Below are 25,026 nucleotides of genomic sequence, written 5' to 3'. Positions count from 1 at the left end.
GTCACGTAACGCGGCGACAGAGAGCGCAGACAACAGATTCGGTGCCCGTTCATGGACTATTTCAAGCGCTTCAACTTCCTCTTCGCCATGCCGACCTTCGACGCCGATGACCTGGAAGGCGTCCGCCTCAACCAGATCGTCGAGGAAATCGAGAAATCCGGCTTCGAAGTGGTCAAGGCGCGCAAACTGGAAGACGCGGCGATTGCCGTGCAGACCGATGCCGCCATCGGCTGCATGGTGGTGGATTGGGGCAAGAAGGGCCTTGAAGGCAAGACCGCAGCCCTGATCAACCTGATGCGTCGTCGCGGCCTCGATTTCCCGATCATGCTGCTGATCCGCCGCCAGCGCTTCGAAGACATTCCGGTCGAGGTGCTCGATTTCATCGACGGCTACATCTTCCTGTCGGAAGAAACCCCGCCCTTCATCGCCAAGAACCTGGTCAGCCGCCTCAAGCAATATGCCGAGACGCTGAAGACGCCGTTCTTCGGCGCCCTCGTCGACTATGCCGAGGAAGGCAACCAGCTCTGGACCTGCCCCGGTCACAATGGCGGCGTGTTCTACAGCCGCTCGCCGATCGGCCGCGTGTTCATGGAGCATCTCGGCGAAGCCGTGTTCCGCGACGACCTCGACAATTCCGTGCTCGATCTCGGCGACCTCCTCACCCACGAAGGCCCGGCGCTGCAGGCGCAGAAAGAGGCCGCCAAGATTTTTGGCGCAGAGAAGACCTATTTCGTGCTCAACGGCACCTCGACCTCCAACAAGGTCGCGCTGTCGGCGCTTGTGACCGACGGCGATCTCGTGCTGTTCGACCGCAACAACCACAAGGCGGCGCTGCATGGCGCGCTGATGATCTCCGGCGGCACGCCGATCTATGTGCCGACCGAGCGCAATCCATGGGGCCTGATCGGCCCGATGAACTGGGACGCCTTCAGCGAGGAAGCGCTGCGCGAGCGCATCCGCACCAATCCGATGGTCACCGATCCCGACGCCTGGAAGCGCGAGCGTCCGTTCCGCGTCGCTGTCATCGAACAATGCACTTATGACGGCACCATCTATAGCGCCGAGATGATCATCAAGCGGATCGGACATCTCTGCGAGTACATCCTGTTCGACGAGGCGTGGGCGGGCTTCATGAAATTCCACCCGCTCTATGCCGGCCGCTTCGCCATGGGCCTGAAGGACCTCGGCCCGGAGTCGCCCGGCATCATCGCCACGCAATCGACCCACAAGCAGCTCGCCTCGTTCTCGCAGGCGTCGCAGATCCACATGAAGGATCGCCACATCCGCGGCCAGAAGCGCCGTGTCGAGCATCGCCGCTTCAACGAAAGCTTCATGCAACACGCCTCAACGTCGCCGTTCTATCCGCTGTTCGCATCGCTCGATGTGGGCGCGCAGATGATGAAGGGCCGCTCGGGCGAAGTGCTGTGGGACGACACGATCCGTCTCGGCATCGAGCTGCGCAAGAAAATGCGCGCAGTGCGCCGCGAATTCGAGGAAAAGGAAAGCCGGCCCGAGCGCCGCTGGTTCTTCGAGCCCTTCGTGCCGGTGCGTGTGGAGATTCCCGACGTCGCGCAGTCCGGCGCGGTTCACAGCGTGCCGTGGGAAAGCATCAGCACCGATCAGCTCGCCACCAATCCCGCCTTCTGGCAGCTCTCGCCGGATGCCAAGTGGCACGGTTTCCAGAATATGGAAGCCGGCTTCGCGATGACCGACCCGAACAAGCTCACAGTGCTGACGCCGGGCTTCGATCGCACCACCGGTGACTATGCCGAGCACGGCATTCCGGCGCCGGTGGTTGCGCAATATCTGCGCGAAAACCAGATTGTGCCCGAGAAGAACGACCTGAATTCGCTGCTGTTCCTGCTCACCCCCGGCGTCGAGGCGAGCAAGGCTGGCACGCTAGTCTCTGGCCTCGTGGCCTTCAAGCGCTTCCACGATGACAACGCCCTGCTCGAGGACGTCATCCCCGAATTCGCGCGCCGCCGCCCGGCCCGCTATGCCGGCGTGCGCCTGCGCGATCTGTGCGGCGAAATGCACCGCTTCTATCGCAATGCCGATGTCAGCGGCCTGCAGGCCAGGCAGTTCATGGACCAGCACCTGCCGGAGATCGCCATGTCGCCCCATGACGCCGCGCGCCTCTTGGTCCGCAACGACGTCGACTATCTGCCGATCGACGAGATCTCCGGCCGCATCGCCACCACGCCCTTCGTTGTCTATCCGCCGGGCATCGCGACCATCGTGCCAGGCGAGCGCCTCACGGCGCGCGCGCAGCCCATGATCGATTATCTCAAGATGTTCGAAACCTGCTTCAACACCTTCCCGGGCTTCGACGTCGAAATCCAGGGCATCTATCGCAAGGTGGATGCCTCGGGCCGCATCCGGCTCTACACCTACGTGGTCTCCGAAGAGCGGGATCCCCGCAAGTGAGTTCGCAAGAGGCGACCGACACCCCGATCATCGTCCGGCCATCACGCGACAGCGATGTCGATGCGATGCTCTCGATCTATCGCCGCCACATCCGCCAAGGCGTAGAGGAAGGCGTCAGCGATGCCGATGCGATGCAGCCCGACGATCTGCGCGATCGTCGCAAGAACCTGAAGAACAAACGCTTCCCGCACATCGTTGCAACGCGCGGCGGCGAAGTCGTCGGCTATGCCTATGTGGTCCAGTTCCGCAAGCGACCAGCCTATCGCTATGCCGTGAAACACTCGATCTATGTGCATCACGAGCACACCGGCAAAGGCGTCGGCGGCCGGTTGCTGCGCGAACTGATCGATGTCTGCGCCGCCGCCGGTTTCCGCCAGATCATCGGCTATATCGACGCCGACAATGCCCCCTCGCTCGGCCTGCACGATCATTTCGGCTTTGCGCGGGTCGGCGTGTTGGCGGGCGTCGCCTACCGTTCCGGCCGCTGGGCCGACACGGTCATGGTGCAGCGATCCCTGGCGGCCGGCGTGACCACTCCGCCACCGCCGATGGCGCTGTCCGAGCGGATTCTGTGATCTTGTAGGATGGGTAGAGCGCAGCGAAACCCATCGGCGGAGCCCGCCGCATCGACGGAATGATGGGTTTCACGCCGGCGCTTCGCGCACGCGCTCGGCCCATCCTACGGTCCGCGTTTTCTGGTCAGCAACGCATCCTTGAGGCGAAATTAGCCATTGCGGAACATGTACGGAACAGATAGTGTTCGTTCATGATTTGTTTCGAGATTCTGCGGCTTAGTGAAATCGAGAGTGCCCAAACTCGTGACTGCCCTCGACCGACGGTCTGATTGATCGCCGATAACGAGGTCCTGAAACACACGCGGCGGCCTGACAATCGTTGCTTGAAGGCCTTGCCAACTAAGGATGGCTTCAGATGCTCACGCGCAAACAATATGAACTGCTCCGCTTCATCGACCAGCGGCTGAAGGAAGCCGGTGTGCCGCCCTCCTTCGACGAAATGAAGGATGCACTGGACCTACGCTCCAAGTCCGGCATCCACCGCCTGATCACGGCGCTGGAAGAACGCGGTTTCATTCGGCGCCTGCCGAACCGCGCCCGCGCGATCGAAGTCATCAAGTTGCCCGAACTCACCACCGCAGCCCCCACCGGCCGCCGTGGTTTCACGCCAAGCGTGATCGAAGGCAATCTCGGCAAGAGCCGCTCTGCTCCGGCACCGGTTGCCAGTGAGGATGACGGCGGCCGCACCATCTCGGTGCCCGTCATGGGCCGGATCGCAGCCGGCACGCCCATCGAGGCGCTGCAGACCCGCAGCCACTCCATCAGCGTGCCGCAGGACATGCTCGGCAATGGCGAACATTACGCCCTCGAGGTGCGCGGCGATTCCATGCAGGACGCCGGCATCCTCGATGGCGACATGGCGCTGATCCAGAAATCCGACAGTGCCGACACCGGCGACATCGTGGTCGCGCTGATCGACGACGAGGAAGCCACCCTGAAGCGCTTCCGCCGCCGCGGCGCCTCGATCGCGCTGGAGCCGGCGAATACGGCCTATGAAGTCCGCATCCTGCCGCCGAACCGCGTCCGCATCCAGGGCAAGCTCACCGGTCTCTATCGCCGCTACTGAGCGCTTTTAGTGATCGTCCGGCTGGAGATCCGTCTCCGTCGGCGTTGCATCGACCGGTCCCTGGCGTGCGCGTTGGCCGGTCGATATTGCAGTTTCTGCGACATCATCAGGTGCCCGTGCCCAAGGGCGCTGCAGACCGCGCGCGCGTGATGCCTCCACGACAAAGCCGTTCCCGACGCGCCGCAGGCCTGTGGCTCCCTGACTTTGCAGTGCCTCGCGATCGATCACCATCGCCCGGCAATCGGCCGGCGGCTGCCTCATCGTCACGATGACCGCCGTGCGCTCGCAGTCCTCACTGAACGCTTCGGGCTGCAGTGTGAGGGCAATCAGGGCGCCATCGTTGAGCGCTGCCACGCAGCCTGAGGGATCGCACGACACGCTGTCGCCGAGCGACTGATCCGTGGGCAGCCGCGCATCAGCATCCGCGGCCAGCCATTCCTTCACGAGAAACGCATCCTTGCCGCTGCGCATCACCTGCAGCCGCCCATCGCGGCCGCGCACGGCCACGCTATGACCGTCGCCGGCAATGAGGATGTCAGGCTGTTTGCTGGCCGCCGCCCAGGCCATAGCAACCGCGAGAGCAATGACCCCGGCATAACGCAACGGCGTGCGCAGCAAGGCGAGCAGTACGATCCCAAAACTGGCGGCAATCAGCGGCCCCGTCCCGAAGGCGGGCACACGGCCGATCGCACCGGGCAACCCGGCCACCCATTTGGACACGACAATCATCCATTGCAGGCCGATCTCCATGACGTGCCAGAACACGCTGTCGAAGCCGAACGGAATGGCGACAAGCCCGAGCAGCCCTGCCGGCATCACCAGCGCCGACACCACCGGCATCGCCAACAGATTGGCGATGATGCCATAGGGCGTGACGCGGTGAAAATGATAGGCCGCGTAGGGCATCGTCGCGAGACCGGCGACCAGCGACGCCAAGAGCAACAACGCCAGTTCACGCCCACCCCACAGAACAATCCGCGCCGTCGTCGAGCTTTCCGATGTCGCAAACAGACCCGGCATGCCGATCTGCACGAGCGCCACAAGCCCCAGCGTCGCCGCGAACGACATCTGAAAACTCGGATGCACCAGCGCCTCCGGCGTTACGATCAGCACGATGAGAGCCGCGATTGCCAGCGTGCGAAAGGTGATGGCGCGGCGATCGACCATGATGGCGATCAGCACCACCGCCGTCATGATGAAAGATCTTTGCGTCGCGACCTCGGCGCCGGATAGCAGCAGATAAAACAGTGCGGCAAGCAGCGCCGCCACGGCCGCCACTTTCTTGATCGGAAACGTGACCGTCAGCACAGGCACCAGCGCCAGCAGCGCGCGGACGACGAAGAACACGACGCCGGCTACGACAGCCATGTGATAGCCGGAAATCGACAGCACATGCCCGAGGCCCGAGATGAACATGGCGTCGTTGACATCAGCCGAAATCGCGTCGCGCCGTCCGGTCAGCAGCGCCGTCGCGATTGCGCGGTTATCGCCCGAGAGCGAAGCGCGGATGCGCGCGTCGATGGCGTCCCGCATCCCCTGCATCGTGGCAGCATATTGCAGGTGGTGCGATGGCGGCGTCGGCGGATCGACCTTCCGGATTGCGCCGGTGACAAAGCCGGACGCGCCGATGCCCTGGAAATACAGATCACGCGCGAAATCGTAGCCACCGGGTCGCAACGGCGCGAGCGGCGGCTGCAGCCGCGCCTTGAGTTCGACAAAGCTGCCGACCGCAGGCGCCGTCCCCTTTTTCACCGACAGCCGCACGCGTGTCAGCCGGACGGCATCGCGCTGCGTTTCCATCGTCGCCACGCGCAAGACGAAACGATCGCTGCGCTCACGCTCCTCGTGGGTCTCGACGAAGCCGGTCAGTGCAACGCCGAACAGCGGTGTCGCCAACACCTCATGGGCGATGCGTGTGCTCTTCCATGTCACCGTGGCAAAGCCAGCAGCAATAGCAGCCGCGAAAAGCATACAGGGAAAGGCAGGCGACCGTCTGAGCAGCACGGCCACGATGGCAAGAATACCCGCTGTTGCAGCAGCCGCCCAAGCGACGGGCTCACGCTCGGCCGCAAAATACAGTGCGATGCCGGCACCGAAGGCCACAGGGACCCATGGCAGCAGACGGCCGGGGCCGGCTTCCGCCTGCGCCCAGGCACGCAGCCCATCGAACGACAACGTCCAGGAGTGATTGGACGGGCGGGCGCCAGCCGCCGCCGATGGCGGCCAAGTCACCGCCCTCGCCTGATTGCGCTGCCGTCCCCCGCTTTGCGCCATGAGCCGCCCGCCACGCTTGCCCGCCCGAATGCTATCGGAAGGGCAGCGTGCGGCTAGCGGAACGGATGGGGAATGATGAAACTAATCTCGAAACCGTAGGATGGGTTGAGCGCAGCGAAAACCCATCATTCCGTCGTTGCGGCAAGCTCGGCCGATGGGTTGTCGCTCCGGCGCTTACGCACCTTTGCTCAACCCATCCGACAAGTTACGCCAGCTTGGCGTAACTATCGCGCAGGCCGACGGTGCGGTTAAACACCGGCTTGCCGGGCGCAAAGTCCTTGTCACGGCAAAAATAGCCCTGCCGTTCAAACTGGATTGCGCCGTCAAAAGTGTCACTCGCCAGCGACGGTTCCAGCATCGCGCCGGTCAAGACTTCCAGCGAATTCGGATTGATCTGCGATGCAAAATTCGCAGCTTCCGGCGTTGGCGTCGCAAACAGCTGCTCATAGACGCGCACTTCGGCCTGCACGGCATGCTGCGCGCTGACCCAATGGATCGTCGCCTTCACCTTGCGTCCGTCCGGCGCATTGCCGCCGCGGGTTTCGGGATCATAGGTGCAGCGCAGCTCCACCACCTCGCCCTTGTCGTTCTTCACGACATCCTTGCAGGTGATGAAATAGCCGTAGCGCAGCCGCACCTCGCGGCCCGGCGCCATGCGGAAGAACTTTTTCGGCGGCTCCTCCATAAAATCCTCGTGCTCGATATAGAGCTCGCGGCTGAACGGGATCTGGCGGCTGCCGAGCGAGGCGTCATCGGGATGATTGACGGCGTCGAGTTGCTCGACCTGTCCTTCCGGATAATTCTCGATGACGACCTTCAACGGCCGCAGCACCGCCATGCGACGCTGCGCCGTGCGGTTCAGCGTCTCGCGCACGGCGAAATCGAACATCGACAGGTCAACCGTGGAATTCGCCTTGGCGACCCCGATGCGCTTGACGAATTCGCGCAGCGCTTCGGCGGGAATGCCGCGGCGCTGCAAACCGGCCAATGTCGGCATGCGCGGATCGTCCCAGCCTGACACATGGCCGCCGCGCACGAGCTCGGTGAGCACGCGCTTGGACAGCAGCGTATAGGTCATGTTGAGGCGTGCGAATTCATACTGATGCGGCCGTGACGGCACCGGCAGATTGTCCAGGCACCAGTCATAGAGCGGCCGGTGATCCTCGAATTCGAGGGTGCAGATCGAATGCGTCACATGTTCGATCGCGTCCGACTGGCCATGCGCAAAATCGTAGCTCGGATAGATCTTCCAGGCCTCGCCGGTGCGCGGATGATGCGCATGCAGGATGCGATAGATCACGGGGTCGCGCAGATTGATATTGCCCGACGCCATGTCGATCCTGGCGCGCAGCACGCGGGCACCATTCGGGAATTCGCCGGCGCGCATGCGGGCGAACAGATCGATGTTTTCATCGACGCTGCGATCCCGGAACGGGCTGTTCTTGCCGGGCTCAGTCAGCGTGCCGCGAGCGATACGCATCTCTTCCGGCGACTGGTCGTCCACATAGGCCTTGCCGGCGCGGATCAGATGCACCGCCCAGTCATAGAGCTGCTCGAAATAGTCGGAAGCGAAATGCAGGTTGCCCTCGCCCCATTCGAAACCGAGCCAGCGCACATCGCGCTGGATGGCGTCGATATATTCCTGCTCTTCCTTGGTCGGATTGGTGTCGTCGAAACGCAAATTGCAGCGCCCGCCGAACTCGGCGGCGACGCCGAAATTCAGGCAGATCGACTTGGCGTGGCCGAGATGCAGGTAGCCATTCGGCTCCGGCGGGAAACGCGTCACCACGCTCTTGTGCTTGCCGGATTCGAGGTCCGCCGCCACGATGTCGCGGATGAAATCGCGGCCGGCCTCAGCGGCGGTATCCGCGGTCGATTCGTCTGTCATTTGGTGCCTTTCAAGCTGCGCCCTATGTGCCAAATCCGGGGCGCGCCGCCAAGGGGAGTGCGAGAAAAGGCGTTTTCATCAAGCGGCGCGGCGTTCGATACCTGCGTGTTTCCGCAGATAGGCGATCACACTGAAGATGTTATTTGCTTGCGGATTTCCGCGCGGGCCAAACATCCGGATGAGGCTTTTTGGCTGAACACCGATCGCTTCGCCGAGTTTTTCAAATCCGATGGTGCCCTTGATGTAATCGCGGATCAGGGACCGCCCCACTCCCACTTCGCCGCTGAGCAACGCATCAATGCCTTCTTGAAGCAGCCCCTCCGCGAATTCTCCATCAGAGGCAACCTGTTCCTGAACGAACTCGTGAAAATCTCTCGTCGATGCCATTGTTCTGCTCCGCTTAGTGTCGCTCGCGCTTGCTACGCTTGTAGTCCTGCCAATAGCTCCGCGCTGCCTCGATATCGCGCTGCTGTCGCGCCTTGGTTCCGCCGGTCAGCAGAATGACCAGGACATCCCCGTCGCGCCCGAAATAAACCCGGTAGCCCGGCCCGAAGTCGATCCGTAGTTCAAGAACGCCTTCGCCGACACCCTTCACATTTGAGACATTGCCCGCTTCCAGTCTCGTCAGCGCGCGTGTCACCCGTATTCTTGCCGGGTGATCCAGTTCCGAAGCCCAGTCGGCGAACGGCGTATGACCGTCCGCAGTCTCGTACAGGCGAATTTCGGCCATGCGCCACGGTAACACATGGGTTACCCACTTTCAACGTCTTGGGCGCACCCGAACCTTGTGTTACACGCCCGCCAAACCTCTCCAATCGATTGCCGCTCCACCATGACCGCACCCGTCGTTACCCGTTTCGCGCCTTCGCCGACCGGCTTCCTCCATATCGGCGGTGGCCGCACCGCGCTGTTCAATTGGCTGTATGCCAAGAAGCATGGCGGCAAGATGCTGCTGCGGATCGAGGATACCGACCGCGAGCGCTCCACCGACGCCGCCATCGACGCGATTCTGGACGGCCTGAAGTGGCTTGGCATCGAATGGGACGGCGACACCGTCTATCAGTTCGCCCGCGCCGCCCGGCACCGCGAGGTCGCGGAGCAACTGCTCGCCGAGGGCAAGGCCTATTACTGCTACGCCAGTGCCGAAGAGCTGCAGGCCATGCGCGAGAGCGCGCGCGCCGAAGGCCGCTCAAAACTCTATAACGGCTTGTGGCGCGATCGCGATCCGTCCACGCCGAAGCCCGACGTCAAGCCGACCATCCGCCTCAAGGCGCCACTCACCGGCGAGACCGTGATCGAGGACCAGGTGCAGGGCCGCGTGGTCTGGCAGAACGAGAATCTCGACGACCTCGTATTGCTGCGCGGCGACGGCACCCCGACTTACATGCTGGCCGTGGTGGTCGATGACCACGATATGGCCGTGACCCATGTGATCCGCGGCGACGACCACCTGATCAACGCGGCGCGCCAGAAGCAGATCTATGACGCACTCGGCTGGGAGGTGCCCAGCATGTCGCACATCCCGCTGATCCACGGGCCCGATGGCTCAAAACTCTCGAAGCGCCATGGCGCGCTCGGCGTCGATGCCTATCGCGCCATGGGCTATGTGCCGGCCGCACTGCGGAATTACCTGGTCCGCCTCGGCTGGAGCCATGGCGATCAGGAAATCTTCACCACGCAGGAAATGATCGACGCCTTCGATCTGTCCGCCATCGGACGTTCTGCCGCACGCTTCGATTTCGCCAAGCTTGAAAGCATCAACGGCCACTATATCCGCCACAGCGACGATCAAGCCCTCGTGACCGAGTTCGAGCAGATCCTGCCCTATGCCGAGGGCGGCGCCGCCATCCAGGCGAAACTCAACGACACCACGCGCACGCAACTGCTGCGCGCGATGCCCGGCCTGAAGGAGCGCGCCAAGACATTGCTCGAACTGGTGAAGGGCGCCGATTTCATTTTCGCCGATCGCCCGCTCGCCATCACCGAGCCGAAGGCCATCGCCATCCTGACGCCGGAGACCCGCGCATTGCTTGGCAAATTGCGCACCGCACTCGAAGGCGTCACCGATTGGACTGCTGCGAATACCGAGGCCGCAGCCCGCGCCTATGCGGAAGAGGCCGGCTTGAAGCTCGGTGGTGTCGCACAGCCTCTGCGGGTAGCGCTCACCGGCAAGACCACATCGCCCGGCATTTTCGACGTGCTGGCGGTATTGGGCCGGCAGGAATGCCTTGATCGGCTCGCCGATCAGGCCTCTGTTTAGCATAGCTGTAGGCTACTTTTGCCTGTCTTGCAGCGCACACGGCAATACGCTACGCATTCTGCCGACTGCTCTGGAATTCCCGTCTGACATCGCCATTTCTCCTGATATGACGGTGGTTTGACGGCCCCTCAACGATCTCATCGGGGACTATGCGATGGACGCGAAAACAAACACCAAATCCGCAACGCTGACAGTCGACGGCAAGAGCTTCGATCTGCCGATCCATAGCGGGACCGTCGGCCCCGACGTCATCGACATCGGCAAGCTGTACGCCCAGTCGGGCATGTTCACCTATGATCCGGGCTTCACCTCGACCGCGAGCTGCCAGTCCCAGATTACCTATATCGACGGCGACGCCGGCATTCTCGAATATCGCGGCTACCCGATCGAACAGCTCGCCGAGAAGGGCGACTTCCTCGAGACGTGCTACCTGCTGCTGCACGGCGAACTGCCGACTGCCAAGCAGAAGGCCGAATTCGATCATCTCGTGACCAACCACACCATGGTCCACGACCAGATGACGCGCTTCTTCACCGGCTTCCGCCGCGACGCGCATCCGATGGCCGTGATGGTTGCGTCGGTCGGCGCCCTCGCCGCCTTCTATCACGACTCCACCGACATCAATGACGCGAAGCAGCGCGAGATCGCCTCGATCCGCATGATCGCCAAGATCCCGACGCTCGCTGCGATGGCCTACAAGTACACGATCGGCCAGCCGTTCGTGTACCCGACCAACTCGCTCGATTTCGCCGCGAACTTCATGAAGATGTGCTTCGCCGTGCCGTGCGAGGACTACAAGGTCAATCCCGTGCTCGCCAAGGCGCTGGACAAGATCTTCACGCTGCATGCCGATCACGAGCAGAACGCCTCGACCTCGACCGTCCGCATCGCCGGCTCGTCGGGTGCCAATCCGTTCGCCTGTATCGCTGCCGGCATCGCCTGCCTGTGGGGCCCCGCTCACGGCGGCGCCAACGAAGCGGCACTGCAGATGCTCGCCGAGATCGGCACCGTGGACAAGATTCCGGAATTCATCGCCAAGGTGAAGGACAAGAATTCGTCCGTGCGCCTGATGGGCTTCGGTCACCGCGTCTACAAGAACTACGATCCGCGCGCCAAGCTGATGCAGCAGGCCTGCCACGAAGTGCTCAAGGAAACCGGTCACGGTGGCGACGAGATGCTCGCCGTTGCCATGGAGCTCGAGAAGATCGCACTGTCGGACCAGTACTTCATCGACCGCAAGCTGTACCCGAATGTGGACTTCTATTCGGGCATCACGCTGAAGGCGATGGGCTTCCCGACCTCGATGTTCACTGTGCTGTTCGCCGTCGCCCGCACCGTCGGCTGGATCAGCCAGTGGAGCGAAATGATCGGCGACCCGCAGCAGAAGATCGGCCGTCCGCGCCAGCTCTTCACCGGCGCCGCCCGCCGCGACTACACGGACATCGCCAAGCGCTAAGCTTGCGACACGACGAAAAAGCAAACCGGCGGATCGCAAGATCCGCCGGTTTTGTTTTTTCACCGTCCTCATCCTGAGGAGCGCGCAAAGCGCGCGTCTCGAAGGATGGCGGCATACTCCGGAGGCCCGGCCATCTCATGGTTCGAGACGGCGCTGCGCGCCTCCTCACCATGAGGGACAGAGATCAATACTTCGCGCGATCCGGCAGCTTGCGGAATTCCTGCCAGACGGCCTGCGCATCCTTCTGCATGAATTGCGACACCTTCACCTTCCTCTTGGCGTAAGGCAGCTTCATATCCGTCCCGATATTCTGGTCGTCGAACAGATCGGCGTAATCCGTCCACGACGCCGCAAACACGATGCGGTCGAGCCGCGCCCAATACGCGGTCGCGTAGCACATCGGGCAGCATTCGCAGCTCGTATACATGGTGGCACCCTTGAGATTGGGCGCGCCGATCTTCTTGCAGGCCGCGCGAATGGCATTGACCTCGGCATGAGCCGACGGATCGTTGTCGCGCAACACACTGTTGCCGGTGGCCGAGAGCACCTCGCCGCCACGCACGATGACGGCACCGAAGGCGCCGCCGGTGCGTTCGGTCACGCCAGCCTTGCGCATCAGGTCGATGGCATGGGCCATATGCTTGCGATCTTCATCGGTGAACACGTCGGCTGCCGGCTTGGCCATCGCGTCGACACCCGATAACGCGGCAACGATGCCACCTGCACCGGCTGCGAGGAAATGGCGACGATCGATCGAACGCGCCGCAGAGAAGAGTGTGTCAAGGGACTCGTGGTCGTTCGCTTTGCTCATGCTTCACCCGATGGCGACCGATCGGCCGCAGTTGGACATGCGCCCGACGGTATCAGGGCACATAACACCATCAGGGGAACCCGGTTTAAATTTGGTTGCGAGTTTCCCGCCGCCAACGGTATCAGGGCTAACGGCGCGTTAATGCCGCTTTTGACCGATCACACCAGCAATGACATCGGCCGCCGCCTTGCTCGGCGACATGCTGCCGATGCCCATGATGTCGTCGAGCTTTGCCATGGCCTCGACCTGCCGCCGGCGCATCGGCGTCTCCGCAAGCACGTCCTGCAGTGACGCCGCCAGCTTCTCAGCCGTGCAGTCTTCCTGGATGAATTCAGGAATGACGTTCTCGCCGATCACGAGATTGGCGAGGATCACCGAGGACGCGGTCACGAAACGGCGAATGATCCGCGCCTCGATCTTGCCTGCCTGATAGGCGGTGACCATCGGCACCCCCGCCAGCGCCAGTTCGAGCGTGACGGTGCCCGACTTGGCAAAGGCCGCATGCGCGATGCGGAAGGCAGAGCGCTTCTCCGCTTCACCAACGACCACGCGCGGCTGCACGGGCCATCGCTTCAGCGCTTCCGTGATCCCCTCAACCAGGTGCGGCATGGTCGGCAGGATCAAGTCGAACCCTACGCCGCGCTTGCGCAACAGATCCAGCGTCGCGCCGAACGTTTCCATATGATGGCGGATTTCGCTTCGGCGGCTGCCGGGCAGCACGAGCAGCACCGGCGGCTTGCTACAGCGTCGTATCTGCTCGTCAGCATTCGGCCGCAGCGTATCGATCTGCTCGATGAGGGGATGGCCGACATAGGTGCAAGGCGGCCCGCCCAAGCGCTGATGCGCCTCGGGCTCGAATGGCAGCAGCGCCAGCACATGATCGACATAAGCACGCATTGCCTTGGCGCGGCCGGGACGCCACGCCCACACCGTCGGCGATACGTAGTTCACGATCGGGATCGACGCATCGCGTTTATGCACGCGCTTGGCGACACGCTGCGTGAAGTCGGGACTGTCGATGATGAGCAGCACGTCCGGCCTGGTTCGCAACACGTCGTCAGTGGCCTGAGCGATCAGCTTGAGGATCGATGGCAGCTTCTTGACGACGGCCGCAAGGCCGATGATGGAGAGCTGTTCGATGGGAAACAGCGACTGCAATCCCTCGCGCGCCATCGAGGAGCCGCCGACGCCCGAGAATGCGACGTCATCGCCGAAGCGTTGCTTCAGCTCGCGCATCAGCGCAGAGCCCAGCCGATCGCCGGATTCCTCGGTGGCGATGAGATGGATTTTGTGCGTCACGCCAGCAATCCCGTCACGAAGACATTGGCAGCGTCGGCCGCCTCGATCATCGCCTGCGGCTCGGCGACGATCGTATTGCCGGCAACAATGGCGATGCCCGCGAGCTTCGCCGCGATCGCGCCCTCGACCGTGCGCGGTCCCGTCGTGGGCAGATCGAAGCGCAGATCCTGGCTGCTCTTGGGCGCCTTCACCAGAACGCCCCTGCCCGCCTTTGCGCGGATACGGCCATTGGCGCGCAACTCGGCCACCCGCGCCAGCAATGCATCGGTGCCGCCAATATCCTCGATCCCCACGACATGTCCGTCGATCACCACGCAGGCCTGGCCGATATCGAACGGGCTCAACGCACCCAGCACGTCACGCCCGCGAGCGATATCCGCTTCGGCCCCCGCATCCGGCACAGCGCGCGTAATGCTGCCGGCGGGCATCAACAGATCCGGCGCGACGTCTTTCACGCCGAGCAGACGAAACCCCTCGTCTTCGAACAGCCGGCTGATGCCGGTGAGCAGATGATCGTCGCCGCCACGAAACGCGCGAAACACTTTTGGCATCACACGCAACGTGCCCCAGTCGAGGCGGACTTCTGAGATCGCCGGGCGCACCAGCGTGCCGATGAAGACGAGATCGCGGCACCGCGCACTGCGCATCACCCGCAGCAGAGCGCCCAACTTGCCGATCGGGGTCCAGTAATGCTCAAAGCGCGCCGCCTGTTCCGGATCGCAAAAGCCCTTGAGCCCGAAGATCACCGGCGTGATGCCGCGGGCTTGCAGCGAGTCCGCCACTGCAAACGGCATGGCGCCACCGCCGGCAATGATGCCGAGCGGCGACCCAACCGAGACTTGCTGCAGTGGGGGCCGGCCGTTCATGTCAGGCCTCGCGCTCCCCGTGTCAGGACTGGCCGCCGACATCCGGCAGGCACAGTGCGCGATGCTTGCCGCCCGCGATGAAGGCCAGGATTTCGGCAATGGCCGGGTCTTCGCTGGCCAGCGGCTGCACGCGCTCGAGACGCTCGGCGAAGACGCCCTCGCCGTGGAACAGCTTCTGATAAAAGCCGCGCACGGTGGCGAGACGGTCCTTGGTGAACTTGCGGCGCTTCATGCCGATCAGGTTCAAACCCTCCAGCGCCGCATACTGGCCGTTGACGAGACCGAACGGAATGATGTCGCCGCGCACGCCGCAGACGCCGCCGACCATCGCCTGCGGGCCGATGCGCGTAAATTGATGCACGGCCGACAGGCCACCCATGAAAACGAAATCACCGATCTCGCAGTGGCCGCCGAGCGTTGCCGAGGTCGCGAAGATCACGTCATTGCCGACATGGCAGTCATGGCCCACATGGGAGCAATTCATGAAGTAGCCGCGATCGCCGACGGTGGTGATGCCGCCGCCACCCACGGTACCGGCATTCATCGTCACGCTTTCGCGGATCGTGCAGCCATTGCCGATCACGAGCTTGGTCAGCTCGCCTTTATAGGCAAGTGACTGCGGCGGCGTGCCCAGGGACGCGAATGGATAGATCGTGCAGTTCTCGCCGATGGTGGTCTGCGCGGTGACATTCACATGCGACAGCAGCTTGGTGCCCGCGCCGATCGTGACATGCGGTCCGATCACGCAGAACGGCCCGATTTCGGCCCCATCGCCGATCACGGCGCCCTCGGCGATACGGGCGGTCGGGTCGATGCTGCTCATCGGAAAAGTCCAATCCCAGCCACGCGGGCTGCCTGCGAATATCGTGATTTTTCCAGTGGTTAGCGCGAGTTCTGGGGGCTGTCCAGTGACGTGTGGTTGCGATCTGTTACGTCAGCACAGCTTCTTTTGGGCACCCTGCTCGCCCTATGCGCGCCGCACGGCATCCGGCGAGATCGCCGCCAGATCCCGGCAGCCGGCAAGCAACAGACGCGGACGTGAACTCTCAGTCGTCGCGTGTCAGCGCGAGGCGACGCGTTGCCACTTCGACGCCAGCCGCGACTTGATCGCACGCACGCGTGCTTCATGTGCAGCCCAGTAGGCGCGGCTCGCAGCCGGCGTGCCCTGCTTGAGCCTGGCATAGACGCGCTTCGGCGCGCCTGTTGACGCCGCAACTGTCGTTGCAGGTCGATCTGCTGCCTTGTCGGCAACGACTGGCTGCTTTTTCGCTGGCGCATCAGGCAATGGCGTCACGACGCCACGAACGCCCTCGACTGCGTAGGATGAATTCAGCGATGCCAGATGCTTTCGCGCACGTTCGCAATAGGTCACCGACAGCGGGCTCATGACGTCCTCGCCATGACCGGCGCGGTACTTCATCAACGCCCGGCACAGATCGCCATCCGCCAGGCGCCACGCTTTGGCGAGATAGGTCACGCCGTAATGGATGTTGATCTCAGGCTTGGCGAGGTCATCGGGCGTGCCACGAAAGCCGAGCATAGTCGCGGTCTGCGGCCGCACCTGCATCAGTCCGATTTCACCGACAAGGCCGACGGTCATCGGGTTGAAGCTGCTCTCCACCTTCACCACCGCCTCGGCGATGTCCGTGGGCAGACCGACCCTGGCCGTTTCCTGTTCGAGCAAAGCGCGGATTTCGGCGCGCGTGATCTTGCCGACCTGCTCCACCGAAGACGCGTCCACAGCCGGTGCAGCCAGTGCCACACCGCCGATCAGCGCCAGTCCCGCAACAAGCTTCACCCGCATGGCCGCTCCGAAAAGCAGCATTCTATCGGCAAGGCGTTAAGATCACCTCGCCGCCGCGAGGCATTCGCAGGCTGGATCAGTCCGTCAGCATGGCGCCGACATCGGCCTCGGCCACGGTCACGCCATTGACCTTGGCATCGCCGTGGAACCACCACATCGCGCGCTTCCGGTTGATCAGATGCAGGTGATATTCGATCGTGTCACCCGGCATCACCGGCTTGCGGAACTTGCACTTGTCGATGGTGAGGAAATACACGGCACGCGGCTTCGCGGTGCCCTCGACCGACGAGATGCCGATCACGCCGGCGGTCTGCGCCATGCCCTCGATCATCAGCACGCCCGGATAGACCGGACGTTCGGGGAAATGGCCGAGAAAGCACGGTTCATTGATGGTGACGTTCTTGATGCCGATGCCGCTGAAGTCCTTGCGGATGCCGACCACGCGATCGATCAGCAGGAACGGATAGCGATGCGGCAGTGTCTTGAGGATGGTGTTGATATCCACCGCCTCGATGATAACCGGCGATTCCTCGCTCATTCCCGCTCGTCCTTCGTATCCAGTTTGTCCGTGTCCGCGCCGGGCGCAGTCTCACGGGCCAATTTCTCCACCGCGAGAATCTCGCGGAACCATTGCTTCGTCGGCCGGGCAAAGATGCCGCCCCAGCGGCCGCGCGGCGGGATGCTGTCCTTGACGCCCGCCATGGCCGCAACCTGCGCACCGTCGCCAATCGTAATGTGATTGTTGAGGCCGACCATGGCCCCCAGCGCGACGTTGTCGCCGATGGTCAGGCTGCCCGCAAGGCCACATTTGGCGGCAATGACGCAGTGCCGTCCGATCGTCACATTGTGACCGATCTGGACCTGATTGTCGATTTTGGTCCCCTCGCCGACCACCGTATCGCGCAGGCTGCCACGATCGATGGTCGTCCCGGCGCCGACCTCGACATCGTTCTGGATCAGGACGCGGCCGGTCTGCGGTACCTTTATATGCTTGTCGCGGCCGAATACGAAGCCGAAGCCATCCTGGCCGAATTTGCAGCCGGGATGCACCAGCACGTTGTTCCCGATGAGCGTGAACTGCAGCACGCTGCCAGCACCGATATTGCAATCGCGGCCGATCTTGACCCCGGCAGCGATCACCGCGCCGGAGCCGATGATTGTGCCCGAACCGATCTCGACATCCGGGCCAATCACAGCGAGCGGATCGACGGTGACGTCGTCCTCGAGCTGCGCCGTCGGATGGATGATGGCCTGTTCTGAAATGCCGGTCACATCGAAGCCGGAGGCCGGCCGAAGTGCATCCGCATGGAAAGCTGTGGCAAGCCCGACAAAGGCTGCGAAGGGCTGCCTCGCGCGTAACACGGCGACATGGGCCGGAATCTCGCCCTTGAAGCCCTCGCTGATCAACACAGCGCCAGCCTGCGTGCGGGCAAGCTGATCGGCGTAGCGGACGTTCTCGAAGAAAGCCAGGTGGTGCGGGCCAGCCTCGTCCAGCGAGGCGACGCCCGTGATCACATGGTCGGCCCTGTCGGCATCGACCAGACGCGCCTTCGTTGACGCGGCGATCTCAGCCAGCGTCAACGAAGGGTATTGCTTGTAGAAGGTCGGCAGCGCCATTCCATCCGTCGCGGTGCGGCCGTCAGGCAAGATTAGAACGAAGTTCCGCCGCCGAACCTGAACTGCTGAACACGGTCATAGGTCCCCTTGGTCAGCGGCACTGCGTAGTCGAAGCGCAGCGGACCGAACGGCGACTGCCAGATCAGGCCAACACCAACCGACGAGCGAACCTGATTGCCGTCGTCATAGGTCATGCCCGAGCAATTGCCGACCGAGGTCTGCGAGGCAGGCACGCAACCAACATTCGTGGCGCCGGCCTTGAACGACTGGACTTCACCGGTCGCTGCCCAGGTCGTCGGGCCCTGGTAATCCCAGAGACCGCCAGCGTCAGCATAGAGCGCGCCCTTGATGCCAACTTCCTTCGGCAGGAACCAGAACGGCATCTGCAATTCAGCCGAAGCGCCCCAATACTTGGTGCCGCCGAGAGCATCGCCGTAGGAACCGAGAGCGACATAGCTCACGTCACGCGGACCGATGCCGTTCTGGGCGAAACCACGCACCAGGTTCGGACCCATCTGGAAGTGATCCAGCATGCGGATGTCCTTGCCGACATTGTTCAGCATGCCGCCCTGAACGCGGAGCAAGCCAACGATGTCTGCCACCAGCGGGGTGTAGTACTTCGCGTCGACAGTGGTCTTGAGGTAGCTGACGTCGCCGCCAACGCCCGCATAGTCCTGCTTGAACTCGATGAACAGGCCGTCCGTCGGGTTCTTGTTGTTGTCGAGCGTGTTGTAGTTGAGCGTGTAGCCCAGCATCGAGGTCAGCGCCTTGCCGTTCGCCAGTTCGCGGCGAACCGGGAGCGACGACTCGCCGTCGGCGTAACAGCCCCAGGTATTGACGTTGCCGGCATCGACGAAGCCAAGACCGTTCAGCTGGTTCAACTGGCCAGGCGTATTGGTCGCCTGCGGGCTGCCCGGCAGGTTGTTACAATTCGCGAGCTGGGCCGGCAGCGAGATTTCCTGCTGGAAGATCGAGTAGCGCAGCTGCAGTGCGAGGTCTTCACGCAGCTGGAAGCCGAGGCGCGGGCTGAAGCCCATCGTCTTGGTGTTGTACGAGATGTACTGGTTCGACAGCTGCTCGCGGTAGAAGAAGTCGAGGCCGAGTGCCACGCGGTAGTCGAGCAGGTAAGGCTCGACGAAGGACAGCGAGTAGCCGCGGGCATACTGGCCGTACTGCACCGACGCCTTGGCGAACAGGCCGCGGCCGAGGAAGTTACGCTCGGAGACGCTGACTTCACCCAAGGCACCGTCGGTGGTCGAGTAACCACCTGAGATCGAGAAGTCGCCGGTGGACTTTTCTTCCAGATCGACAGCCAGGATCACGCGGTCCGCGGACGAACCGGGCTCGGTGGTGATCTTCACGCTCTTGAAGAAGTCGAGGTTCTTCAGGCGGCGCTCGGCACGATCGACCAGCGCACGATTATAGGCATCGCCTTCCGAGAGGTCGAATTCGCGACGGATGACATAGTCACGGGTACGGGTGTTGCCGCGCACATTGATGCGCTCGATATAGACGCGCGGGCCCTCTTCCACCGAATAGCCGATGGAGACGGTGTGCGCCTCGAAGTTACGATCGCCACGCGGACGAACCACGGCGAAGGCATAGCCGCGACGCGACATCTCGATCTGCATCTCTTCGACCGACTTCTCCAGCGCTTCCGCGTTGTAGAGCGAGCCGACGCCGACGCGCGAGAAGCTCGACAGCGAACGGGGATCGAAGTTCGGGATCGTCGAGGTGAAATCGACATTGGCGACGCGGTACTGCTGGCCTTCTTCGATCTTGAAGGTGACCAGGAAGCCCTTCTGGCCCGGATCGTATTCGGTCAGAGCGGCAACCACCTGCACGTCGGCAAAGCCGTTCTTGAGGTAATAGCGGCGGATCAGGTCGCGGTCGGCTTCGACGCGGTCCGGATCATAGATGTCGCCCGAACCGAGGAACGAGAGGAAGTTCGACTCGCGGGTCTTGATCACGTCCTTGAGGCGATAGGACGAGTAATAGTTGTTGCCGATGAACTCGATCGACTTCACGCCGGTCTTCGCGCCTTCGTTGATCGTGAAGATCAGGTCGACGCGGTTGTTCGGCTGCTCGATGATTTCCGGCACGACGCTGACGTCGTAGCGGCCGGAGCGGCGATAGATTTCGGAGATGCGCTGGGCGTCGGCCTGCACCATCGGACGCGAGAGCGTGCCGCGGGCCTTCGACTGCACTTCAGCGTTCAGCTGGTCGTCCTTGACCTTCTTGTTGCCTTCGAAGGCAACGCGGCCGATCACCGGGTTCTCGATCACGCTGACGACCAGACGGCCACCCGCCTGATTGATCTTCACGTCCTGGAACAGGCCGGTCTCGATCAGCATCTTCAGGCCATCGTCGATGGAGCCCTGATCCAGACGACCGCTCGGGCCGGGACGGAAATAGGAGCGGATGGTGTCGACATCGACGCGACGATTGCCTTCAACAGCGATCGAAGCGGCGGTCTGCGCCATGGCTGTGGAGGAAACAAGCGTCCCAGCCACCGTAACGGCGACCGGCATGGCAACCATGATCGAAGCAGCAAACAAACCGCCCCGGAAACCCCGCAATCCAAAAATCATGCGCCAAGCGCCCTTATCATTCCAGTACCGCCAGCCCGCACCCCTACGACCTGACAGAATCCCTTGAGTTGCCCAGCTTGTAGCCAATTTTACCCGAGTGGCAAACGACCATTCGCCGAAGTTTTCTAATTTCATTCCAAGACGTTGCCTTACGGCCACGTTATCCCCGCCCTGACATGAACAGACATCATGACCCGGCAAGGTGAAGAATGTCGTTATAGGTTGCGAAAACCATCAACATCAGCACCAAACCAAGTCCAATTCGGAATCCCATCTCCTGTGCGCGTTCGGACAGTGGACGACCACGCACCGCCTCGACTGCATAGAACAGCAGATGGCCGCCGTCGAGCAATGGAACCGGAAACAGGTTGAGAAGGCCGATGGAGATCGACAGGACCGCCGCCAGATGGATCAGGGCGGTCAGGCCGATGGTGGCCACCTGCCCCGAGATCTGGGCGATTCGCATCGGACCGCCGATCTGGTCGGCCGCCTCGCGGCCGGTGAAGACGCCGCCGATATAGGAGAAGGTCCGGTCCACGACGAACCAGGTCTCCTTGACGCCCAGCACCAGTGCCGTCGCCGGATTGACCTTTTCCGTGGTCGCCTCGCCCGCGGTGGTGGCGCGGGTGATGCCCAGCACGCCGAGGCGGTGGACGTTGCCGAAATTATCCTTCACCTCGCGCAGCTCAGGCGTCGCCTTGAGATCGATATTGGCATCGCCGCGCTTGACGGTCACCGCCAGCTGCTCGCCGGCGCTGATGCCGACAATGCGCTGCATGTCGGAGAAGCTGGTGATGGCCTTGCCGTTGATGGTCGTGATCACGTCGCCGGACTGGAAGCCGGCCTTCTCGGCGGCGCTGCCGGCCTGGATGCTGTCCACCTTGGCGGTGGTGCTCGGCTTGCCGAAGAAGGTGAACAGGCAGGTGAAAATGACGATGGCGAGCAGGAAGTTCGCAATCGGGCCGGCGGCCACGATGGCCGCACGTTGGCCGACGCGCTTGTGGTGGAAGGCGTCCTTGCGCTCGGAGGCGGTCATGCTCTGGAGCGCTTCTGCTGACGGCGTCGAAGCCTCGCTCTCGTCGCCGAAGAACTTGACGTAACCACCCAGCGGGATTGCCGAAATCCGCCAGCGCGTACCGTGGCGATCGTTGAAGCCGGCCAGCTCGGGGCCGAAGCCCAGCGAGAAAGTCAGAACCTTAACGCCATTCCAACGGGCGACCAGAAAATGGCCGAGTTCGTGAAAGAACACGACGATGGTCAGGACGAACAGGAACGGAATGATGTAGCCGATCAGCCCGTGGCTCAACGTGGTGAAGCCATGCTGCAAAAAGTCAATCATCTCAGTCCCCTATACGAAGCCAGACAGCCTCGTCCCTAAACGTCTACGAAGCCTTTGCGGCAATTTCAGGCAAGAGGCTTGCCGCCAGTTTTCGCGCTTTATGGTCAACGGAAATCGCATCATCCGCCGACGAGAGCGGCGCCAGGTTACCGGCGCGCACCCATTCATTCATGGTCGCCTCGACCAGCCGGGCGATGGCGCCGAAGCGGATCTTGCCGGCAATGAAGGCGGCGACCGCGATCTCATTGGCGGCATTGTAGACCGTGGTCGCGCCCGAGCCGGTGCGCAGCGCGTCATAGGCGAGCTTCAGGCCGGGGAAACGGGCGTAGTCCGGCGCCTCGAAAGTCAGCGAGCCGATCTTGGCGAGGTCGAGCGGTGCCGCCCTGCCCTTGCTGATGCGGTTCGGCCAGCCCAGGCAATGCGCGATCGGCGTGCGCATGTCCGGCGAGCCGAGCTGGGCGACCACCGACATGTCCGTGAATTCCACCATGCCGTGGATGATCGACTGCGGATGCACCAGCACGTCGATCTCGTCCGGCGACAGCGCAAAAAGGTAGGACGCCTCGATCACTTCGAGACCCTTGTTCATCATCGACGCGGAATCGATGGTGATCTTCTGGCCCATCGACCAGTTCGGATGCTTGAGCGCCTGCTGAAGCGTCGCCTGCTCGATGTCCTCGGCCTTCCAGGTCCGGAACGGACCGCCCGAGGCGGTGATGATCACACGGGTGAGCTCATCGCGGCTGCCCGACGCCAGCGCCTGGAACAGGGCATTGTGCTCGCTATCCGCCGGCAGGATGGTCGCGCCCGCCTTGGCGGCGCGGTCCATGAAGAAGTCGCCGGCACAGACCAGGCACTCCTTGTTCGCCAGCGCAACGGTTGCGCCCCGGTCCACGGCAGCTAGCGCCGGCTTCAGGCCGGCAGCGCCGGAGACGGCAGCCATCACCCAGTCGGCGGGATGGGCGGCGGCTTCGGTCACGGCGCTATCGCCTGCCCCGGTCTCGATCCCGGTGCCGGCAAGTGCTGCGCGGAGTTCCTCACCCTTGCTCTCGTCAGCCACGGCCACGAAGCGGGCTCTGAACTCCTTGGCGAGCTTGACGATGCCCTCGACATTGCTGTTCGCCGTCAGCGCCTCGACCTTGTAGCGCTCAGGCGCTGCACGGATGAGGTCCATCGTGCTGTCGCCGATCGAGCCGGTGGCACCGAGGACCGTGACGCTGCGGACCGACGCCTCGGCAGCCTTTTCGTTACGCAGGGGAACTGGGCTCATCACATCACCAAACCATAAGACCGCGGCCGACGCCATCGGCGCCACCGCGTAAAAGACCGATCACCGCGGCGGCCACCACCGCGAAAACATAACCATCGAGCCGATCCAGCAGGCCGCCATGGCCTGGAATGATCTGGCCGGAATCCTTGACGCCAAATCTGCGCTTCACGGCGGACTCGAAGAGGTCGCCGAGTTGCGACAGAACTGTCAGCACGACGGCAATCAGCACCAGCGGCATCAAATTGCCAAATCCATAGCGGGCAAAGCCGACCGCGACGAGGATGCTCAGCACCGTTCCGCCGATCGCGCCGGCCCAGGTCTTTTTCGGACTGACACGTGGCCACAGCTTCGGACCGCCAATGGTGCGGCCGAACGCATAGCCACCGATATCGGTCAGCCAGACGATGAGCAGGATGAAAATCAGCGCGGCGAAACCCCACTCCGCATCCCGGCGCACCAGCACCGATGCAGCAAGGGCTGCGAGTGCATAAACGAGCCCGATGGCAATCCAGCCCGGACGCTGGCCGACGATGCTGCGCCACTCGAGGAACAGGCCCACCGACACCAGCGTCACGAGGCCAGCCCACAGCCAGCCGCCCGCATAGGCAACGCCGATCGCGAGCGGGATCAGGACGAGTGCGGCCAGCACGCGCTGCACGAGATTGCGCACACCGCGGTCGTCCGCCGGTTTCGGCGCACTGTCTGGAGATGGGTTCGTCACGAAGCGGTTTTCGCAACCAGGCCGCCGAAGCGGCGTTCGCGCGTCGCGTATTCGGCGATCGCGCCTTCCAGCGCCGCCTTGTCGAAGTCCGGCCAGTGGATCGGCACGAACACGAATTCGCTATAGGCCGCCTGCCACATCAGGAAGTTCGACAGCCGCTGTTCGCCGGAGGTGCGGATGATCAGATCCGGATCCGGGATATCGGTCGTGTCGAGATATTGATTGAGCGTCTCAGCCGTGATGCTCTCGGCGGTGCGCTTGCCCTCGGCGACCTCGATCGCAAGGCGCTGCGCAGCCATCGCGATCTCGTGGCGCGAACCGTAATTGAAGGCGACCACGAGCGTCAGCTTGGTATTGTTGCGGGTGAGGTCTTCGGCTTCCTTGAGCAGCGAGGCGATATCGCCTTCGAGCCCCTGCCGCTCGCCGATCACCCGCACGCGCACACCATCGCGATGCAGCGTGGCGAGGTCGTTGCGGATGAAGCGGCGCAGCAGGCCGAACAGGTCGCTGATCTCGGAGGCTGGTCGCGACCAGTTCTCCGACGAGAACGAGAAGATGGTCAGATACTGGATGCCGAGCTCGTTGGAGGCACGCACGACACGGCGCAGCGCCTCGACGCCACGGCGATGGCCCTCGGCGCGCGGCAGGCCGCGCGCTGCCGCCCAGCGCCCGTTGCCGTCCATGATGATCGCAACATGCGCCGGCGAGGATCGGTCAGATCGCTCTGTGGCTGGCGCGGCGGCATTCGACATCGATTGAAAT

General features: G+C 63.0%; 21 protein-coding genes. 5 read left to right on the top strand and 16 right to left on the bottom strand.

The window, feature by feature from the left end; all coding sequences use genetic code 11:
- Window positions 1–51: 51 nt before the first annotated feature.
- From AC1RQ5_RS16100 to lexA, 3 genes are all read left to right on the top strand, one after another.
- A complete protein-coding gene (locus AC1RQ5_RS16100; RefSeq protein WP_493200225.1) occupies window positions 52–2,427 on the top strand; it encodes an Orn/Lys/Arg family decarboxylase in 2,376 nt (791 codons plus the stop codon).
- Window positions 2,424–3,002, top strand: a complete 579-nt coding sequence (locus AC1RQ5_RS16095; RefSeq protein ID WP_398482282.1) for a GNAT family N-acetyltransferase — start codon at window positions 2,424–2,426, stop codon at window positions 3,000–3,002. The genes AC1RQ5_RS16100 and AC1RQ5_RS16095 overlap by 4 nt, the downstream gene beginning before the upstream one ends.
- Before the next feature lie 355 nt (window positions 3,003–3,357).
- Window positions 3,358–4,068, top strand: coding sequence for a transcriptional repressor LexA (gene lexA / locus AC1RQ5_RS16090; protein WP_398482284.1), 711 nt, complete (start codon window positions 3,358–3,360; stop codon window positions 4,066–4,068).
- A 6-nt stretch (window positions 4,069–4,074) separates the two neighbouring features.
- Here lexA and AC1RQ5_RS16085 read toward each other — a convergent pair whose 3' ends face one another.
- The 4 genes from AC1RQ5_RS16085 to AC1RQ5_RS16070 form a co-directional block, all read right to left on the bottom strand.
- On the bottom strand, window positions 4,075–6,342 hold the full coding sequence (locus AC1RQ5_RS16085) for a ComEC/Rec2 family competence protein (protein WP_493200223.1): 2,268 nt from the start codon (window positions 6,340–6,342) through the stop codon (window positions 4,075–4,077).
- A 205-nt stretch (window positions 6,343–6,547) separates the two neighbouring features.
- Window positions 6,548–8,230, bottom strand: a complete 1,683-nt coding sequence (locus tag AC1RQ5_RS16080; protein ID WP_493200221.1) for a glutamine--tRNA ligase/YqeY domain fusion protein — start codon at window positions 8,228–8,230, stop codon at window positions 6,548–6,550.
- Window positions 8,231–8,308: 78 nt separating this feature from the next.
- Complete coding sequence (locus AC1RQ5_RS16075; protein ID WP_398483581.1) at window positions 8,309–8,617, bottom strand: transcriptional regulator; 309 nt, start codon at window positions 8,615–8,617, stop codon at window positions 8,309–8,311.
- Between the two features lie 13 nt (window positions 8,618–8,630).
- Window positions 8,631–8,960, bottom strand: a complete 330-nt coding sequence (locus AC1RQ5_RS16070) for a type II toxin-antitoxin system RelE/ParE family toxin (protein ID WP_398483584.1) — start codon at window positions 8,958–8,960, stop codon at window positions 8,631–8,633.
- Window positions 8,961–9,062: 102 nt separating this feature from the next.
- Here AC1RQ5_RS16070 and gltX point away from each other — a divergent pair, with 102 nt between their 5' ends.
- Window positions 9,063–10,490: a glutamate--tRNA ligase gene (gene gltX, locus AC1RQ5_RS16065; protein ID WP_493200219.1), complete on the top strand. Its 1,428-nt coding sequence runs from the start codon at window positions 9,063–9,065 to the stop codon at window positions 10,488–10,490.
- Between the two features lie 154 nt (window positions 10,491–10,644).
- Window positions 10,645–11,946: a citrate synthase gene (gltA, locus tag AC1RQ5_RS16060; RefSeq protein WP_398482243.1), complete on the top strand. Its 1,302-nt coding sequence runs from the start codon at window positions 10,645–10,647 to the stop codon at window positions 11,944–11,946.
- Between the two features lie 184 nt (window positions 11,947–12,130).
- On the opposite strand, the gene AC1RQ5_RS16055 is transcribed toward gltA, so the two are convergent.
- The 12 genes from AC1RQ5_RS16055 to AC1RQ5_RS16000 all read right to left on the bottom strand — a co-directional run bounded on the left by AC1RQ5_RS16055 (window position 12,131) and on the right by AC1RQ5_RS16000 (window position 25,016).
- Complete coding sequence (locus AC1RQ5_RS16055; protein WP_493200217.1) at window positions 12,131–12,757, bottom strand: nucleoside deaminase; 627 nt, start codon at window positions 12,755–12,757, stop codon at window positions 12,131–12,133.
- A gap of 138 nt (window positions 12,758–12,895) precedes the next feature.
- Entirely contained in the window at window positions 12,896–14,056 is a 1,161-nt protein-coding gene (gene lpxB / locus AC1RQ5_RS16050; protein ID WP_493200215.1) for a lipid-A-disaccharide synthase, read from the bottom strand.
- On the bottom strand, window positions 14,053–14,922 hold the full coding sequence (locus tag AC1RQ5_RS16045) for an LpxI family protein (RefSeq protein ID WP_493200213.1): 870 nt from the start codon (window positions 14,920–14,922) through the stop codon (window positions 14,053–14,055). The genes lpxB and AC1RQ5_RS16045 overlap by 4 nt, the downstream gene beginning before the upstream one ends.
- Before the next feature lie 22 nt (window positions 14,923–14,944).
- Window positions 14,945–15,745: an acyl-ACP--UDP-N-acetylglucosamine O-acyltransferase gene (lpxA, locus tag AC1RQ5_RS16040; protein ID WP_493200211.1), complete on the bottom strand. Its 801-nt coding sequence runs from the start codon at window positions 15,743–15,745 to the stop codon at window positions 14,945–14,947.
- A gap of 237 nt (window positions 15,746–15,982) precedes the next feature.
- Window positions 15,983–16,726, bottom strand: a complete 744-nt coding sequence (locus AC1RQ5_RS16035; RefSeq protein ID WP_493200209.1) for a transglycosylase SLT domain-containing protein — start codon at window positions 16,724–16,726, stop codon at window positions 15,983–15,985.
- A 76-nt stretch (window positions 16,727–16,802) separates the two neighbouring features.
- Window positions 16,803–17,264 (bottom strand): 3-hydroxyacyl-ACP dehydratase FabZ, encoded by a 462-nt coding sequence (fabZ, locus tag AC1RQ5_RS16030; RefSeq protein WP_398482229.1) that lies wholly within the window; start codon window positions 17,262–17,264, stop codon window positions 16,803–16,805.
- Complete coding sequence (gene lpxD, locus AC1RQ5_RS16025; RefSeq protein ID WP_493200207.1) at window positions 17,261–18,343, bottom strand: UDP-3-O-(3-hydroxymyristoyl)glucosamine N-acyltransferase; 1,083 nt, start codon at window positions 18,341–18,343, stop codon at window positions 17,261–17,263. Before lpxD ends, fabZ begins: the two co-directional genes overlap by 4 nt.
- Window positions 18,344–18,375: 32 nt before the next feature.
- Entirely contained in the window at window positions 18,376–20,934 is a 2,559-nt protein-coding gene (gene bamA, locus AC1RQ5_RS16020) for an outer membrane protein assembly factor BamA (RefSeq protein ID WP_398482225.1), read from the bottom strand.
- 187 nt (window positions 20,935–21,121) lie between these two features.
- Window positions 21,122–22,273, bottom strand: a complete 1,152-nt coding sequence (rseP, locus tag AC1RQ5_RS16015; protein WP_398482222.1) for an RIP metalloprotease RseP — start codon at window positions 22,271–22,273, stop codon at window positions 21,122–21,124.
- Between the two features lie 43 nt (window positions 22,274–22,316).
- Window positions 22,317–23,543, bottom strand: a complete 1,227-nt coding sequence (gene dxr / locus AC1RQ5_RS16010; protein ID WP_493200204.1) for a 1-deoxy-D-xylulose-5-phosphate reductoisomerase — start codon at window positions 23,541–23,543, stop codon at window positions 22,317–22,319.
- Between the two features lie 4 nt (window positions 23,544–23,547).
- Window positions 23,548–24,000 carry a phosphatidate cytidylyltransferase gene (locus AC1RQ5_RS16005; protein WP_398482245.1) on the bottom strand — a complete coding sequence of 151 codons (453 nt, stop codon included), beginning with the start codon at window positions 23,998–24,000 and terminating at the stop codon, window positions 23,548–23,550.
- 260 nt (window positions 24,001–24,260) lie between these two features.
- Window positions 24,261–25,016 carry an isoprenyl transferase gene (locus tag AC1RQ5_RS16000; RefSeq protein WP_398482218.1) on the bottom strand — a complete coding sequence of 252 codons (756 nt, stop codon included), beginning with the start codon at window positions 25,014–25,016 and terminating at the stop codon, window positions 24,261–24,263.
- Between the last annotated feature and the right edge of the window lie 10 nt (window positions 25,017–25,026).

It is taken from the genome of Tardiphaga sp. GW821-FHT12E02, from assembly GCF_058807155.1.
The sequence above is the reverse complement of the archived record's forward strand: the minus strand, read 5'-3'. Positions and strand labels throughout refer to the sequence as shown.

Bases quoted from the DNA above. Each gene is read 5' to 3' on its own strand.
- AC1RQ5_RS16100 (WP_493200225.1), top strand. From the start codon at position 52: ATGGACTATTTCAAGCGCTTCAACTTCCTCTTCGCCATGCCGACCTTC.
- AC1RQ5_RS16035 (WP_493200209.1), bottom strand. From the start codon at position 16,726: ATGCGGGTGAAGCTTGTTGCGGGACTGGCGCTGATCGGCGGTGTGGCA.
- lexA (WP_398482284.1), top strand. From the start codon at position 3,358: ATGCTCACGCGCAAACAATATGAACTGCTCCGCTTCATCGACCAGCGG.
- fabZ (WP_398482229.1), bottom strand. From the start codon at position 17,264: ATGAGCGAGGAATCGCCGGTTATCATCGAGGCGGTGGATATCAACACC.
- dxr (WP_493200204.1), bottom strand. From the start codon at position 23,543: ATGAGCCCAGTTCCCCTGCGTAACGAAAAGGCTGCCGAGGCGTCGGTC.
- AC1RQ5_RS16080 (WP_493200221.1), bottom strand. From the start codon at position 8,230: ATGACAGACGAATCGACCGCGGATACCGCCGCTGAGGCCGGCCGCGAT.
- AC1RQ5_RS16085 (WP_493200223.1), bottom strand. From the start codon at position 6,342: ATGGCGCAAAGCGGGGGACGGCAGCGCAATCAGGCGAGGGCGGTGACT.
- AC1RQ5_RS16055 (WP_493200217.1), bottom strand. From the start codon at position 12,757: ATGAGCAAAGCGAACGACCACGAGTCCCTTGACACACTCTTCTCTGCG.
- AC1RQ5_RS16000 (WP_398482218.1), bottom strand. From the start codon at position 25,016: ATGTCGAATGCCGCCGCGCCAGCCACAGAGCGATCTGACCGATCCTCG.
- lpxA (WP_493200211.1), bottom strand. From the start codon at position 15,745: ATGAGCAGCATCGACCCGACCGCCCGTATCGCCGAGGGCGCCGTGATC.
- rseP (WP_398482222.1), bottom strand. From the start codon at position 22,273: ATGATTGACTTTTTGCAGCATGGCTTCACCACGTTGAGCCACGGGCTG.
- AC1RQ5_RS16045 (WP_493200213.1), bottom strand. From the start codon at position 14,922: ATGAACGGCCGGCCCCCACTGCAGCAAGTCTCGGTTGGGTCGCCGCTC.
- lpxD (WP_493200207.1), bottom strand. From the start codon at position 18,343: ATGGCGCTGCCGACCTTCTACAAGCAATACCCTTCGTTGACGCTGGCT.
- gltX (WP_493200219.1), top strand. From the start codon at position 9,063: ATGACCGCACCCGTCGTTACCCGTTTCGCGCCTTCGCCGACCGGCTTC.
- AC1RQ5_RS16075 (WP_398483581.1), bottom strand. From the start codon at position 8,617: ATGGCATCGACGAGAGATTTTCACGAGTTCGTTCAGGAACAGGTTGCC.
- gltA (WP_398482243.1), top strand. From the start codon at position 10,645: ATGGACGCGAAAACAAACACCAAATCCGCAACGCTGACAGTCGACGGC.
- bamA (WP_398482225.1), bottom strand. From the start codon at position 20,934: ATGATTTTTGGATTGCGGGGTTTCCGGGGCGGTTTGTTTGCTGCTTCG.
- AC1RQ5_RS16070 (WP_398483584.1), bottom strand. From the start codon at position 8,960: ATGGCCGAAATTCGCCTGTACGAGACTGCGGACGGTCATACGCCGTTC.